This is a genomic window from Quadrisphaera setariae (assembly GCF_008041935.1).
In the GTDB taxonomy this organism is placed as follows: Bacteria; Actinomycetota; Actinomycetes; order Actinomycetales; family Quadrisphaeraceae; genus Quadrisphaera; species Quadrisphaera setariae.
Genome location: NZ_VKAC01000005.1, coordinates 169,485 through 184,529, shown reverse-complemented (window position 1 = coordinate 184,529; position 15,045 = coordinate 169,485). Strand labels below are relative to the sequence as shown.

The 15,045-nt window shown below is 74.9% G+C and carries 10 protein-coding genes; 3 read left to right on the top strand and 7 right to left on the bottom strand.

Annotated features, from left to right (window positions below):
* Positions 1-37: 37 nt before the first annotated feature.
* Together FMM08_RS09795 and FMM08_RS09790 are read right to left on the bottom strand one after the other, a co-directional pair.
* Positions 38-613, bottom strand: a complete 576-nt coding sequence (locus FMM08_RS09795) for an arsenate reductase/protein-tyrosine-phosphatase family protein (protein ID WP_147926177.1) — start codon at positions 611-613, stop codon at positions 38-40.
* Positions 614-641: 28 nt separating this feature from the next.
* Positions 642-1,670 (bottom strand): DUF6492 family protein, encoded by a 1,029-nt coding sequence (locus tag FMM08_RS09790; RefSeq protein ID WP_147926176.1) that lies wholly within the window; start codon positions 1,668-1,670, stop codon positions 642-644.
* Positions 1,671-1,818: 148 nt separating this feature from the next.
* Between FMM08_RS09790 and FMM08_RS09785 the strand changes: the two genes are divergently transcribed.
* Positions 1,819-2,238: an FAD synthase family protein gene (locus tag FMM08_RS09785; protein ID WP_147926175.1), complete on the top strand. Its 420-nt coding sequence runs from the start codon at positions 1,819-1,821 to the stop codon at positions 2,236-2,238.
* Here the strand turns inward: FMM08_RS09785 and FMM08_RS09780 are convergent.
* Positions 2,222-3,673, bottom strand: a complete 1,452-nt coding sequence (locus tag FMM08_RS09780) for a tyrosine-protein kinase domain-containing protein (RefSeq protein WP_187279668.1) — start codon at positions 3,671-3,673, stop codon at positions 2,222-2,224. The genes FMM08_RS09785 and FMM08_RS09780 overlap by 17 nt on opposite strands.
* Positions 3,674-3,961: 288 nt before the next feature.
* On the opposite strand from FMM08_RS09780, the gene FMM08_RS09775 reads away from it, so the two are divergent.
* Together FMM08_RS09775 and FMM08_RS09770 are read left to right on the top strand one after the other, a co-directional pair.
* On the top strand, positions 3,962-4,774 hold the full coding sequence (locus tag FMM08_RS09775; protein WP_147926173.1) for a CDP-alcohol phosphatidyltransferase family protein: 813 nt from the start codon (positions 3,962-3,964) through the stop codon (positions 4,772-4,774).
* Complete coding sequence (locus tag FMM08_RS09770) at positions 4,771-5,865, top strand: glycosyltransferase family 4 protein (protein ID WP_187279667.1); 1,095 nt, start codon at positions 4,771-4,773, stop codon at positions 5,863-5,865. Before FMM08_RS09775 ends, FMM08_RS09770 begins: the two co-directional genes overlap by 4 nt.
* 76 nt (positions 5,866-5,941) lie before the next feature.
* Here the strand turns inward: FMM08_RS09770 and FMM08_RS09765 are convergent, their stop codons facing one another.
* From FMM08_RS09765 to FMM08_RS09750, 4 genes are all read right to left on the bottom strand, one after another.
* Positions 5,942-6,955, bottom strand: a complete 1,014-nt coding sequence (locus FMM08_RS09765) for a glycosyltransferase family 2 protein (RefSeq protein ID WP_222710614.1) — start codon at positions 6,953-6,955, stop codon at positions 5,942-5,944.
* Entirely contained in the window at positions 6,952-8,091 is a 1,140-nt protein-coding gene (locus FMM08_RS09760; protein WP_147926171.1) for a glycosyltransferase family 4 protein, read from the bottom strand. Before FMM08_RS09760 ends, FMM08_RS09765 begins: the two co-directional genes overlap by 4 nt.
* Positions 8,088-9,539, bottom strand: a complete 1,452-nt coding sequence (locus tag FMM08_RS09755) for a lipopolysaccharide biosynthesis protein (RefSeq protein WP_187279666.1) — start codon at positions 9,537-9,539, stop codon at positions 8,088-8,090. Before FMM08_RS09755 ends, FMM08_RS09760 begins: the two co-directional genes overlap by 4 nt.
* A 134-nt stretch (positions 9,540-9,673) precedes the next feature.
* A complete protein-coding gene (locus FMM08_RS09750; RefSeq protein WP_187279665.1) occupies positions 9,674-14,863 on the bottom strand; it encodes a PKD domain-containing protein in 5,190 nt (1,729 codons plus the stop codon).
* Between the last annotated feature and the right edge of the window lie 182 nt (positions 14,864-15,045).

The following is a 15,045-nucleotide window of genomic DNA, read 5'->3' as shown; positions in this document are numbered from 1 at the left end:
GATCATGGGGGTGACCACCGACAGCCCGGGCGGAGCGCTAGGAGCGGGGCGCCACCACGTCGAGCAGCGCCGCGAGCGCGGGCAGGGCCTCCTGCTCGCAGCGGCGCCAGACGGCGGCGCCCTGGCGGTAGGGGTCGACGAGGTCGTCCTCGCCGCCGGTGACGGGCCAGCGGCCGCGGGCGGTGGGGAGCTGGCCGACCAGGGAGGCGAGGCGCTGCTCGGGCAGGTGCCCCTCGACCCAGCCGGAGACCATGGGGGCGAGGCGTCCGACCTCGCGGAGGGTGAAGGTGCGGCGCAGGAGCGCGGGGCGCTGGGCCACGACGTCGGCGCGGTGCTGCCGGGTGGCGGTGAGGACGAGGTCGGCGGAGGCGAGGTCGCCGGGGGTGAGGGCTCGGGCGCGGTGCTGGGCGGCGAGGCGGGCGCTGCCACCGGCCTTGACCGCCAGCTCCACGGCCTCGTCGGGCATGGGGGCGCCGACGAGGGCGCCGGTGCCGGCGCTGGTGACCTGGACGCCGCTGTCTCCGCTGTGCTGCAGGCCGGAGCGGAGGACGACCTCGGCGAGGGGGGACCGGCAGACGTTGCCGGTGCAGACGACGAGGAGGTGGAGCGCCACGCGGCCGACGGTAGCGGCCCGGCAGCCGTCAGGCCGCCGGGCGTCCCGGCAGCGGGTGGCCGCGGTCGGCGAGGCGGCGTGCTCGGGCGAGGCCGCGCAGCGGCACCTCGGCGAGGCGCCGCGGGCGGGAGGCGCGGGCGATGCGGGCCTGCACGTGGTCGAGGGCGGCGGAGGCCGCGGCCTGGTCGGGGAAGACGCCGCGCTCGGCCCAGTAGGCGGCCACCACGGCGCGCGCCGGTGCGTCGAGGCGCTCGAGCGCTCCCTGGTGGACGGTGAAGAGGGGGGTGCCGCTGGTGCGGGAGCGCTCGACGGCCTCGCGCGCTCCGGCGGCGTCGGCGGCCTTCGGCCACAGCACGGGGCAGGTGGGCATGGAGACGTCGAAGGCCTCGTCCAAGGAGCGCCCGGTGGACAGCACCCACCCCGTGTAGAGGAAGAACTCCAGCACTCCGCGGGCGACGAACTCGCGGGCGAAGGGTCGCCCGGAGCGCCGCTCGACGTCGTCGAGGAGAGCGGTCGCGGTGGCGGTGTCGAGGACGAAGGGGGTGGTGGTGGCGGTGAACCCGGCGGCGGAGGTGGCGGTGGCGGGGTCGACGCCGAGGTAGCGCAGGGTGCGCTCGAGGTCGGGCCGCAGGCGGTGCTGCGCGTAGACGGTGCGCATCGAGCGGGGGCGGCCGTCGGGCGCGCGGAAGAAGGCGGGGTCGACGGGGGCCACGAAGACGTTCTTGGCGTCCAGCACCACGTACTGGGAGGTGCGCACCTGCCGGGCGACCTCGAGCTTGAGCACCTGCTGGCTGCGCCACCCGGTGGTGAGCGGGACTCGGGCGACGTCGCGGGCGCGCAGCACCCGCACGCGGGGGGCGACCGGGCCGTACAGGGCCCGGAGCTCCTCCGCGGCGCGCGCGCCGAGTCGGGGGGTGCCGTTGTCCACGACGACGACGTCGAGCACGGCGTCCGGGTCGAGGTGCCGGGCCAGCGACCGGGCCTGCAGCTCCAGGAGCGGCAGCGCGCCCTCGTGGACGACGGTCACGAGGGTGAGCAGCTCAGCGGCCGTGTGCACTCCGTGAGGATAGGCAGCACGCGCTGGGCCGTGCGGGTGATCGCGTGCGCTCCGGGTGGGTGGAGCGCACCCGCGGGTCCTGACAGGGCCCGCCGGTCTGCCCAGAGTCGTCAGGGACGACGACCCCACCCCCCTGCGGAGGCCACACGTGAGCGTCATGGGATACGTGCCCGGCGTGTACGACATGTTCCACATCGGGCACCTCAACATCCTGCGGCGCGCTCGCGAGGACTGCGACGTGCTGGTGGTCGGCGCGGTGACCGACGAGGTGGTGGAGCTGACCAAGGGCAAGCGGCCCGTGGTGCCCCTCACCGAGCGCATGGAGATCCTGTCCAGCGTCGGCATCGTGGACAGGGTGGTCGCGGACGACTGCGGCAGCGACAAGCTGCCGATGTGGGAGCGGCTGCACTTCGACGCGCTGTTCAAGGGCGACGACTGGCGCGGCACGCCCAAGGGCGACCAGCTCGAGGCGAGCATGGCCCTGGTCGGCGCGCGCGTGGTCTACCTGCCCTACACGCACTCGACGTCGAGCACCCTGCTGCGCGGCCTGCTCACCGCCCAGGGCTGATCTCGGCGGGGGCGGTGTCCGCCCGCTGGGGCGCCGCACCGGTCGCCGCACGCGGCGCGCGCCGCGGCGCCGGCGGCCAGCCCCGCTGGACGCCCTGGTCCCGGCCCGCTCCGGCGAGCTGGCCGTGCGGGACGTCCCGGGGGTGGGCGGCGACCAGCACGGTGCCCAGCACCCGCCCCGACCCCTGTTCCAGGCGCTCCTGCGCCTCGAGCACCTCGGCGCGGGCGGTGCGACCGGCGCGGACCACCAGCAGCGCGCCGTCGGTGGCCCCGACCAGCACGCCCGCGTCCGTGACGGGCAGCACCGGGGGCGCGTCGACGACGACGACGTCGTGCTGCTGCCGGGCCGCGTCCAGCAGGACGCGCATCTGGCGGGAGCCGAGCAGGGCGCCGGGGTCCGGCGGCGTGCGGCCGGCGGCGAGCACGGACAGGCCGGGGTGCAGGGACGGCTGCACGGCGTCCTGGAGCTCCAGTCGGCCGGCCAGGACGTCCACCAGGCCCACCGACGCCTCGAGCCCGAGGCGGCTGGCGACGACCGGGCGGCGCAGGTCCGCGTCCACCAGCAGCACCCGCGAGCCGGCCGCGGCCATCGCCAGGGCCAGGTGGCAGGACGTGGTCGACTTGCCCTCCCCCTGCGCAGCGGACGTCACGAGGAGCACCTGCGGCGGCCCGTCGGGGCTGACGAGGCCGAGCGCGTCACGGGTGGTGCGGTAGCCCTCGGTCCAGGTCGGCTCGGCGAGGCCCGCGGGGACGTCGGCCGCGGCGCGCCGGTGGGCCGCGACCACACCGAGGGGGCGGGCGCCGAGCAGCGCGGTCACCTCCTCGGCCGTCGCGAGGCGGCGCCCCAGGAGGTGGCGGACCACGGCGGCCCCACCGCCGAGCAGGAGCCCCGCGAGCGCGCCGGCCAGGAGGACCAGGGCCGGGCGGCTGCCCGAGCGGGTGGCGGTGCCGGCGGCGCGGTCGACGACGGTCACCGCGACGGGGGCGGACCCCGCACCGCCCTGCTGCCCGAGGTCCTCGACCGCGGCGGCGAAGCTCACCGCGACCTGGTCGGCCAGCGCGGCGGCGTCGGAGGCGGTCGGCCCGGTGGCGGTGAGGGTGACGAGGACGGTGCCGTCGGCGTTGGAGGCGGTGACGCGGCGCCGCAGGTCGGCCACGGACTCGCCGAGGGCCCGGTCGTTCGCGGCGGCCTGGAGCACGGTGGCGCTGGTGGCGAGGGTGGCGTAGGAGCCGACCTGCTGCAGCGCGAACTGGGAGCCCTGGAGAGCGGTGCCGGCGGACTGCCCGGTCGCGGTGACGAAGGCGGAGGCGCTGGCCCGGTAGGTGGGCGCCGCGGTCGCGGCGGACCAGCCGGCGGCGGCCGTGGCGAGCACCACGGCGGTGAGCACCACGACCCACTGGCGGCGCAGCGCGCCGACGAGGTCCCGCAGCGTCATGGTGGTCCTCCTCTCGCCCGCGCAGCGCGGCCCGGGTGGGGGGCCGGTCAGCGGGGACGTCGTCACCCCTTCGGCAGAGCCGGGCGGCGTCTTGAGCCGGTCCGGAGGGGGCGCTCGGGCACCGAGGGTGCCGATCTCACCCGATCGGCCCCTGACCTGGGGATTCATCCGCCGCTAGCGTTGTGCGCTGGACGGCGAGGCGGCCGGGGACGCTCCGTGCGGCACCCCGGGTCCCGCGGCCGACCGCCCCCGCGGCGCCCGGCGCCGCCCCTTCCCCGAGGAGCAGGCATGAGCCCCACGAGCGCACCGCCGTCACAGCGGCCGGACCCGACCGGCGCGACCTCCGCGCGGCCCACCTACGCGGCGTCCGTGGCCGAGCTGGCGAGCCGCCAGAAGAGCGCCAAGGGGGCTCCGGCCTACAGCCGCTACGTCAACCGGCCGCTGGGCCGCCGCCTGGCCGCGCTCGCGCACGTGGCGGGCCGCACGCCCAACCAGGTCACGGCGGCCTCGGGCGTCTGCACGGGCCTGGGGATCCTCACCCTCGCCGTGGCCCCGGTGCAGTGGTGGACGGGCCTGCTGGCCGCGGCGCTGCTGGTGCTGGGGTACGCCCTCGACGCCGCTGACGGGCAGCTCGCCCGCCTGCGCGGTGGCGGGTCGAAGTCCGGGGAGTGGCTCGACCACGTGGTCGACGCGGCCAAGACGCCGTCGCTGCACCTGGCGGTGGCCGTCGGCCTGTACCGGCAGCTGGACTCTGCGGCGTCGCCGGGCGCGTGGTTCCTGCTGGTGCCCCTCGGCTTCGCGGTGGTGGCGAGCACCTGGTTCTTCACGATCATCCTCAACGACCACCTGCGCCGCCTGGCCGGCACGCGCGACGGCCAGGCGGTCGTCGCCGCGGGCGAGGCCCGCCAGCACTCCCGGCTGCGCTCCGTGGCGTCGATGCCGGTCGACTACGGTGTCCTGTGCGTCGTCGTCGCCCTGTGGGGCTGGTCCGAGGGCTTCCCGTGGGTCTACGGGCTGCTGTTCGCCGGCAACGCCCTGGTCTCCGCGGCCTCGATGGTCAAGTGGTACCGGGACGCCGCCGCCCTCGACGCGCCGGCGTGAGCCCGGCCTCCGGGGTGCGCCGCACCCGGATCGGGGTCGACGGCCACATCCTGACCGGCAAGAGGCAGGGCACGCGGACGTGGCTGCACGAGCTGCTGCTGCGGGTGCCGCACCTGCGCCCCGACGTGGACTTCGTCGTCTACACCAGCGACGTCGAGGAGCTCCGGGGCACCTACCCCGCGCCGAACGTCGAGCTGCGTGCGCTGCCCCACGTGCCCGCCGTCGTCCGCCTGCTCGCGTTCTGGCCCTGGGCGGTGCGGCGCGACCGCCTCGACGCGCTGCTGACCCAGTACTTCTGCCCCCCGGTGCCGGCGCGCCGCCAGGTGGTGGTGGTCCACGACGTGCTCTTCGAGGACTTCCCGGAGTTCTTCCCCCCGCGCACGCGCTGGCGCAACCGACTGCTCGTGCGCCTCTCGGCGCGGCGGGCCGCGCAGGTGCTGACGGTCTCGGAGTACTCGCGGAGGGCCATCGCCTCGGCGTACGGGATCCCGGCCGAGGAGGTGTGCGTCGTGCACAACGGCGCCTCGCTGCCCCCGGACGAGGTGACGCGCGCCCGCGACGAGCAGACCCCGTTCGTCCTGTCGGTGGGCCGGCTGGAGCCGCGCAAGAACACCGCGCTGCTGCTGCGGGCCTTCGCCGCCCGCGGGTCGAGCGGAGGTCGCCTCCTGGTCGTGGGCAGCCCTGACGGCGAGTCGCCGGAGGTGCTGCGCGCGCTGGAGGAGACCGAGGGCGTCGAGCACCTCGGCTCCGTCTCACCCGAGCACCTGGAGGAGCTGTACCGCACGGCCTCCGCGCTGGTCTTCCCCAGCCTCGGCGAGGGGTGGGGCATCCCGGTGCTGGAGGCGCTCGCGCACGGCTGCCCGGTGCTCGCGTCCGACCGCACCGCCATCCCCGAGGCGGGCGGCCCGGCGTGCACGTACTTCGACCCGGGCGTCCCCGGCGCCGAGCAGGTGCTGGCCGGGCTCCTCGACAGCGCTCTGGAGGGGACCCTCCCCCACGACCCGGAGCTCGCCCTCGCGCAGGTGCGGGCGCACACCTGGGACGCCTCGGCGCAGGAGCTGGCCGCCGCGCTGGACCGCTGGCGCCGCTGACCGGGACGCACGAGCCCCCGGCACCCGTTCGGGTGCCGGGGGCTCGTGCGTCCCGGTGCCGCTGGCCGCGAGACGGTCAGCCGGCGGTGGGCTTGCGGCGGTACTCCAGGTAGGTCCAGCCGCAGGCGCCGGTCACCATGCCGGTGCCGCGGGCGAGGGTGCGCACCCCGCGGGCGCGCTGGGCCAGGGAGCGGGTGGCCACACCCGCCGACCAGCGCACCGCGCCGCCGAGCAGGCGGACGCCGCCGTCCGCGAGCAGCCGCCCGCGCACGGGCAGGGAGCGCGGCCCGGGACCGGCCAGCACGAGGCTGGTGCGGCTCCAGGAGTTGCCGCTGCGCAGCGCTCGCTGCAGCACCCACGCGCGCGTGGTGCGCGCCACGGGGACGACGTCGGTGACCTCGGCCTCGTCGCACCACACCAGCGGCGCACCGCGGCTGGTCAGCTGGCGGGTGAAGAGGGTGTCGGAGCCGCCGCTGATGCCGAAGCGCGCGTCGAAGCGCAGACCCAGGCGGCGCACGAGGTGCAGGTCCACCAGGAGGTTGTTGGTGGCGGCCACGTGCACCGGTGTGCCGGTGGCCAGGCGGCGGCGGCGGAAGAAGTCACCGGCGGCCACCCACGGCTCCGGTGCGCCGTCGAAGGAGGACACCACCGAGCCGACCACGCCGCTGGCACCGGGGTGCTCGTGCCAGGTGCGCAGGAGGTGCGCGAGCCACTGCGGTGAGGGCAGCTCGTCGTCGTCGATGAAGACCAGCAGGTCGTCTCCGGCCTCCGCTGCGGCTGTCAGGGCGCGGTTGCGGCCTGCGGCGATGCCCGGCTCGGGCTCGTGCGCGTAGTGGACCGGGTGCCCGGCGGCGGCCAGCCGCTCGACGGCCTCGCGGGCGTCGCCGCCGGGGTTGTTGTCGACGACCAGCAGGCGCACGTCCTCGGGCACCGACGCGGCCTGGACCGCCAGGGCCTCGACCAGCGTCTGCAGCAGCTCGGTGCGCCGGTAGGTCAGGGCCGCGAGCACCACCGACGGGCGCCGCTCCGGCGTGGTGGCGGCGGCGGGGGACGCGGCGGTGGTCGGAGCGGCGGTCGGCGTGGCGTTCACGAGGGGGCTCCTGCGGAGGCGGGGGTCGGGGGCGTGCCGGGAGGCGGGGGCGGTGCGGAGCTGCCGAGCGCGCGCTGCACCTGCTCGGCGAAGGCGGGCGCGACCGCAGGCAGCGAGAAGAGCTGCTGGGCCCGGAGGTGGGCCGCCCGGCCCAGCTCCGCGCGGAGGTCCGGGTCGGCGAGGTCGCGCAGCGCACCGCGCAGGGCGACGACGTCGGCGGGCGGTACCAGCACGCCCGTGTCCCCGACCGCCCAGCGCAGCACGGGCAGGTCGGAGGCGACCACCGGGCGCCCGACGGCCATGGCGTCGACCAGCTTGACCGGCAGCTGCGCTCCCGACCAGCTGCGGGCGAGGCTCGGCAGGGCGATGACGTCGGCGGTGGCGACCAGGGAGGCCCCCTCGGCGAGCGTGGTGGTGCCGAGCCAGCTCTCCCACGCCGCGGCGTCGGCGGGGGCGGTCCCGGTGACCTCGAGCCGGTAGCCCTCGGTGCCGAGCGGCGCGATGGCCTCGCGCAGCTGCTCCACGCCCTTGTGCCCGCGGGGCGACCCCACGAACCTGACCACCGGGCGGGGACCTCCCGCCCCCGGAGGCGGGGGCTGGTCGGGGACGTCGCGGACGTGGGGCACCAGCACGCCGCCGTACATCTCCTGGAGCACGGGGTTGCTGACCATCACGGGGACGTCGGCCGCGGCCCGCCGCAGGCGCAGCAGGTCGCGGTAGCGGCGCGGGTGTCGCACGAGGGCCTTCAGGCGGTCGACCGGTGGCTGCCAGGTGGTGCGCACCTCGACGTCGGGGTCGTCGACGTCGAGCAGCAGCGGGGTGCCGCTGCGCTCGGCCAGGCGCAGACCGACGCCGAAGCTGGTGGGCAGGGACTTCACGGCCAGCAGCAGGTCCGCGCCGTGCGCCCGCTCGGCGACCGCCCGCTCGCGGAGGGCCTCGCTCGTCCCGGGGTCGGGCAGCACGCAGTCGTCGGCGAACGCCGTGCCCTGCAGCGGCGACCACACCCGTTCGCCGCGCACGCCGAGCACCTCGGTGCGCCAGCCCAGGTGCCGCGCGAGCAGCCACAGGCAGTAGGTGCGGCCCAGGGAGTTGTTCTCGAAGTTGGGCGTGAGCAGCACGACCCGGCGCGCGCTCACCGCCGCACCACCGCGGCGAGCCGGCGCGCGGTGCGCAGGGCGGGCGTCCGGTGCACGAGGAGGAGCACGCCCACCAGCACCGCCGCGTAGGAGACCGCGCCTGCCAGCAGCGTGGTCCAGGTGCCGGTGCCCGACCACCGCCAGGCCAGGTAGGCCAGCGCGGCCCAGGCGCTCGCGTGCAGCGCCGGTGCCATGGCTCCCAGCTGGTCGCGGACGCGCACGCCGGTGGTGCGCCGCTGCACCACCAGCAGCACGGGGGTGAGCACGAGCCCGGCGCAGGCGTAGCCGACGGCCACGCCGAGGATGCCGAACGGCAGGCCGGCGAGGATGCCCGCCACCTGGACGGCGGTGGAGACCAGCTCGAAGCGCAGCGTCCACCCCGCCCGCCCGGTCGCGGTGAGCAGCGAGGGCGTGATGTAGAAGATCGTCTCGCGCGCTCCGGCCAGGGCCAGCACGGTCATGAGCGGTGCCGACTCGGCCCAGGCCGGGCCGAGCACCACCTCGACCAGCTGCGGCGCGGCCACGGCGAGCAGCGCCATGAGCGGCACGCTGGCGAAGGCCAGCAGCTCCGTGGCGCTCACCAGCGTGGCCGCGAGCTTGGCGCGGTCGTCGGCCATCCTCGAGAAGGCCGGGAACAGGACGCGCTTGACGGTGAGGCCGATGAACTGGACCGGCACCACGAGCACCCGGTAGGCCATCGCGTAGTGCGCCAGGGCAGCGGTGCCGAGGAACTTGCCGACGAGCACGTTGTCGGTGTTGCGGGAGAGCTGGGCCACCGCGTTGGAGGCGAAGACCGCGGCGCTGGTGGGCAGCAGCTCGCGCAGCGGCGCCAGCCGCAGGCTCGGGACCGGCCCGCGGCTGCGGGCCAGGAGGACGACGAGGACGACGGCGTCGGTGACGAGCACCTGCACGGCCACGGACAGCGCCCCGGCGCCCAGCAGAGCGGCCACCAGGCCGGCGGCGGCGCCCGCCACCGCGCCCGAGACGTCACCGGCAGCCACGGCCCCGTAGTCGAGGCGGCGCGTGAGCACGGCCCGCGGAGCCACGGCGGCCCCCTTGACCACCAGGCCCGCGGCGAGGACGTGGAGGACCACCTCCAGGCCGGGCGCGTCGAAGAACGCGGCCACGGGGCCGGCGGCCACGGCGGTCGCCAGGCCCAGGAGCACCGCTGCCAGGAGGTTGACGCCGGCGACGGCGCCGGCCGCCCCCTCGGGCAGGGTGCGCCGCTGCACGTAGGCCGAGCTGAGTCCCTGGTCCAGCAGGAGCGCCATGAGGGTGGCGTAGATCGTCGCCAGGCTGACGACGCCGAACTCGGCGGGTCCCAGCCAGCGGGCGAGCAGCACGGCGAAGAGCAGCTGCGCGCCCTGGCGCACGACCACGGCGAGGCCGCTCCACCGCGTCGCCCGGGCGGCGGTGCGGCCGGAGAAGGCCGGGGCTTCGGTGGTCACCCTCCTGCCATCGGCCGGTGGGCGCTCCACCTTGACGCCTTCCACGCGCCGAGGGGCGCAGGTCCGGGTTCTCGCCCGGGCCTGCGCCCCTCGGTCCTGCGCACCTCCCGGTGCGCGGTGCTGCTACTGCAAGGTCACTGCGCGGTGGTGACGCTGAGGTCGTCGACCCGCAGGGTCACCGGGGCGTTGGTGGAGGAGGCGGACAGGAAGCCCATCACCCCCACCGAACCCGGCGCCTGCAGCGCCGCCGCACTGTCCGTGGCGCTGAGGTTCCACGCCGTCGGCTCAGCAGTGCCCGCGGCCCACACCTTGGCCCGCAGCGCCGTGGTGCCGGTGCCCACCACCTGCAGGCGCATCCGCAGCGGCGCCCCCGCGGTGTACTTCAGACCCGAGACCGTCTGCTGGCCCAGGGAGGTGTACGTCCCGTTCACCACCTGGCCCAGACCCAGCACCACCTGCCCGGTGGAGCTGATGCGGGCCTGCACCCGGTAGTCGGTGGTCGCCGAGATGCGCCGCCCCAGCAGCGACACCGTGGTCCCGGTACCGGTGGGCAGCTTGTCCAGCGCCAGCGTGGAGACCAGGTCCACGTTGGTGCTCGACAGCGACGAGGCGTAGATCGACCTCGTGTTCGACGCCCCCGGGATGACCAGCAGGCCGGTGCTGCCGTCCACCGAGAAGTTCGCCGCGCCGCTGGTCGGCGTCCACGCGCCGCCGGCGTCGGCCGTGCCCCACCCGCTGGTCGCGGTGCGGGTGAAGGTGTCGGTCAGCAGCCCGGTCGGGGCCACCACCGGAGCGGTGACCGTCACGCTGCGCGAGACCGTGCCGGTGGCGCCCTTGTCGTCGGTCACCACCAGCTTCACCGTGTACGTGCCCGCCGCGGTGTACGTGTGCGACGTGGTCCTGCCCGTGCCGGTGCTCTGGTCACCGAAGTCCCAGGCGTAGGAGGCCACCGTCCCGTCGGAGTCCGCAGAGCCCGACCCGTCCAGCGCCACCCCCAGGTCGCTCACCTGGGAGGTGAACGACGCCGTCGGAGCCGCGTTCGGCCTCGGCGCCACCGTCACGCTGCGCGTGACCTCGCCCGTGGCGCCCTTGTCGTCGGTCACCACCAGCTTCACCGTGTACGTGCCCGCAGCGGTGTAGGTGTGCGACGTCGTCGCCCCCGTGCCCGTGGCCCCGTCACCGAAGTCCCAGGCGTAGGAGGCCACCGTCCCGTCGGAGTCGGCAGAGGCCGAGGCGTCCAGCGCCACCCCCAGGTCACTCACCTGGGAGGTGAACGACGCCGTCGGAGCCGCGTTCTTCACGAGTCCGGAGACCTTGTAGTGGTTCGCGACGGTCTCCGCGCTGAGTGCGCGGTCGTAGATCGCCACCTCGTCGACGGTGCCGTCCAGGTAGAAGCTGCTGCTCGTGCCCCGCCACGTGGTGTCACCACCCACGCGCCAGTAGCCGTACCCGCTCTCGTTGCCGGTCTGAGCGTTGCTGAGCACGACGGCGCCGTCGACGTAGAGACGGAGGCCCGCAGCGCCCTGGGTGAGGACGACGTGGTGCCAGGTGCCGTCGTTGTAGGATGCGTCGGTCGTGTAGCGGTTCTCCTGACCGGTCCAGACGTTGACCGACAGCCGGCCGTCGTCCTGCATCGTGACGTTGCGGTCGTTCGACCAGCTGGTCCCGTCCTTGGCGTTGCCGGTGCCGATCAGCTTGCCGCCGCGCGTGGTGGTCGTGTTGAACCACAGCTCCGCGGAGTAGGTCGACGGGCGCTGCTGGCCCTGGTCCTCGACGAGGTAGCCGTCGCTGCCGTTGAGGCGCAGACCCCCGCCGAGAGCACCCGGCACGCCGGTGACCGCTCCGCCGCGCAGGAGACCGGGGTTGCCGGGCTGGCTGCTGTTGGCGACGCTGGTGCTGCCGGCGGCGCCGTCCATCCGGTAGTAGACGTCGGGCGCGTCGGCGTACACGGCCGCGCCGTAGGCGTCAGCGGGAGCAGCCGGGCGGATGACCACCTGGTTGGTGCTCGTCGACGTCTGGCCGGCTGAGTCGGTGACCGTGAGGGTCACGGCGTAGGAGCCGGAGGCGGCGTACGTGTGGCTGGCCGTGGCCCCTGCGGCCGTGGCTCCGTCACCGAAGGTCCACGCGTACGAGGCGATGGGTCCCTCGAGGTCCGCCGAGGTTCCTGCGTCGACGGAGACCGTCGTGCCGTTCACCGCCGACGTGAACGCGGCCGTGGGCGCCGTGTCGACCCCGCCCCTCTTCGCGTGGTCCGCCACCTGGGCGGTGGTCAGCTGCGAGGGGTAGATCGCGACGTCGTCGACGGTGCCGGCGAAGTACTGGCTGGAGTTGCCACCCCACGCGCGGTCACCGCCCACGCGCCAGTAGCCGGCGTACTCCTGCGAGCCCTGCTGGGAGTTGGTGCCCACCACGGAGCCGTCGACGGTCAGCACCATGCCCGCGGCGCCCTGGGAGGCGACCAGGTGGTGCCACTTGCCGTCGTTGTAGGCCTTCGACGAGGTGGCGCGGTTCTCCTGGCCGGTCCAGACGCCGAAGACGAGCTTGCCGTCGTCCTGCATCCAGACGTGGCGGTCGTAGTTGTTGCTGAGGCCGTCGTTGCGGTCGCCGAAGCCGATGAGGCGCCCACCGCGGGTGGTCGTGGTGTTGAACCACAGCTCCATCGAGTACGTGCGGGGGCTCTCGACCCGCTGGGTGGAGACGATGGCGTCGTCCTGCCCGTCGAGCTGCACGCCCGTCGAGCCGGCGATGCCGGGCACGCCGGCCGCACCGGGGGTGGCTCCCCCGAGGTAGGTGGCGCCCACACCCGCGGGGCCGGAGTCGGCGGCGCTGGTGGCACCGGCGGCGTCCTGCAGGCGCCAGAAGCTGTCCGGGCCGAGGTCGTAGACGGCCTGCCCGTAGGAGTCCGCCGGACGGACGGCCCCGGCGGGGGTGCGGCCGCTGGCGCGGTAGTGGTTGGCCACCTGCGCGCTGGTCAGCGCCGTGCCGTACACCGCGACGTCCTCGACCGAGCCGGCGAGCGCGCTGCTGGAGACCTGCCCCGGCCAGCCGCCCAGGTTGTCACCCCCGAGGCGCCAGTAGCCCTCGTAGTCCTGGATGCCGGACACACCGGCATCACGGCCGACCAGCACGCCGTCGACGTACATCGCCAGCCCGCCGGCCCCCTTGGTCTGCACGACGTGGTGCCACTGGCCGTCGTTGTAACCGGGCTTGGACTGGATCGTGCGCACCCGGCCGTCGTAGACGCCCCCGATGACCGACCCGTCATCGGTGAGGTAGGTGCTGCGGTCGTAGGCGGAGCTGCGGAAGTCCTCACGGCGGTTGCCGAAGCTGATGATCTCCCCGCCGGAGGTGCTGGTGGTCTTGAACCACGCCTCGGTGGAGTAGGTCTGCGGCGCCACGACCGGCTGCGTCGTGGTCGCGTGAGCGATCACCTCGGTCTTCGCCCCGATCCCGGCGCCGGGGATCGGCACCTCGACGGTGCCGGTGAAGGTGGTGGCCGTCGTGCCCGCCACCTGGCCCTCAGCGCCGCGCGTGGCGCTGGGGTCCACCGACAGCGACTGCGTCACCGCGCTGCCGGAGGTGTCGAAGCCCGCAGCCCCGGAGGCCTCACCCAGGCTCCAGTAGTGGTCGGGGGCGTCGGCGCGCACGGCGTCGTCGTAGGCGGTGCTGGGCATCGTCGCCGTCGCCGTGATCGCCTGCGGCGGGCTGACCTGCACGTTGCCCGAACCGTCAGTGGTGCGCACCCGGTAGGAGGTCAGCGTCCCCACGACCGGCGAGGGGTCGACGAGCGTCAGGCGCTTGCGGTCCCAGAACGCCGACTTCGCGGTGGCGGTCGCCACCACCGTCGGGCTGGCAGCCGGACCGCGCAGCAGCTCGTAGGTCAGCGACTCGTCGTCGCGGTCCCACGCTGCCAGGAAGGAGGCGCTGACCTGGCCGGGTCCGGTGTTCGCCACGTCCACGGCCATCGTGGACGCCTGCTGGGGGCCCTGCTTCATCGGCGCCTGGGAGCGGACGGCGAAGCGGGTGAGGCCCTGCTGGGCGGTGCCGTTGACGGTGGGGAACTCCCCACCCATCACCAGGTACTGGCTGTTGCCCGCCAGCGACCACGCCGCCTGCTTGCTCGTGGTGTACGTCCCACTGGTCAGCGTCGGCAGCCAGTGCAGCAGCGAGGGCCCCGGCAGCCCACCGGACCAGCCGTAGGCGTTGGTCTTGTTGACGTTGCCGAAGTTCGCCGTGGTCATGGCGATCGCGTTCTGGTAGGCCCGCGGCGCCTTGTCCACGATGCCGTCCGGCAGGGACTCGCACTCGTGGGTGTGCCCCACCGTGTACAGCACCCCGTTCATGGGGAAGGAGCTGTAGCTGTCACCCAGGCAGCCGTTGACCCACCGGATGCCGCCCCCGTTCGCGTCAGCGGCGAAGGCGTTCTCGAGGTTGCCGATGCGGTCGGTGTCGTAACCGGTGCCGTACACGGACGTGCCGTCCGTGGACAGGCTCCAGATCGCCGACTTCGCCCCGTACTCGTAGACGGTCTTGTTGATCTCCCACGGCAGGGAGGCACCGCTGGTGAGGTCCACCGCCGCGGTGCCCAGCGCCTGCGCGCCGTTGACGGCGGCGAAGCGACCACCGATGACGATCTCCGGCGTGGACGACGGCGCCACCATCGCCAGCACCTCGGCGTCCGCCTGCGGCGCCCAGTCGGTCAGCGACCCGTCAGAGGCCTTGAACGCGGCCAGGCGGGAACGCGCCGTCTGCTGACCGGCCGGACCGGCAGCGGTGAAGGTCCCACCCGCGTAGACGGTGTCACCGACCACGGCCAGCGCACGCACCTTGTCGTTGGCCCCAGCGGCGCTGAAGCTGCGCACGACAGCACCCGTGGTGGCGTCCAGGGCCACGATGCGGCTGCTGGCCACACCGCTGGAGCTGGTGAAGTTGCCGCCCACGTAGATCGTGCGGCCATCAGCAGAGGCCGCCAGCGCCAGCCCCGTGGAGTTCAGCGTCGGGGCCCACGACGTGATGAGGTTCCCCGTGCGGATGTCGTAGGCCAGGATGTTGCGCCGCGCCGTCTCGTTCGTCCCAGCAGCCGCCCCCGCCGGACGCGCGCTGGTGAAGTCACCGGTGACGTACACGGTGTTGCCGACCACCAGCTGCGCCCAGACCACACCGTTGATCTGCACCGTCGGCAGCGCATCAGCGCTCACCGTCGGCGGCAGCACCGGCCCAGCCGCAGCGGGGTCACCGGCGGCGGCGAAAGCGGCCCCACCGAAAGGCACCAGCGAACTGGCCACGACGGCCGAAGCCACCGACAGCGCCAGGCTGCGCTTCATGCGACGTGTCATCCACACTCCCGATCTGCGGCCACCCACCGGCGGCCTCCCCCACACAGCTCCCGAAGCCGGGCCGTGCGCTCAGGAGGAACGTAGAGATCAGGAGCACGAGAACCACGCCCTGTGACCGATCGTCACTCGGTCAGGTGCACGGTCATCACCCGCGCGCTGTCAACAGACGG

Coding starts and splice junctions, on each gene's coding strand:
- FMM08_RS09780 (WP_187279668.1), bottom strand. CDS start 3,673: ATGACGCTGCGGGACCTCGTCGGCGCGCTGCGCCGCCAGTGGGTCGTG.
- FMM08_RS09775 (WP_147926173.1), top strand. CDS start 3,962: ATGAGCCCCACGAGCGCACCGCCGTCACAGCGGCCGGACCCGACCGGC.
- FMM08_RS09750 (WP_187279665.1), bottom strand. CDS start 14,863: ATGAAGCGCAGCCTGGCGCTGTCGGTGGCTTCGGCCGTCGTGGCCAGT.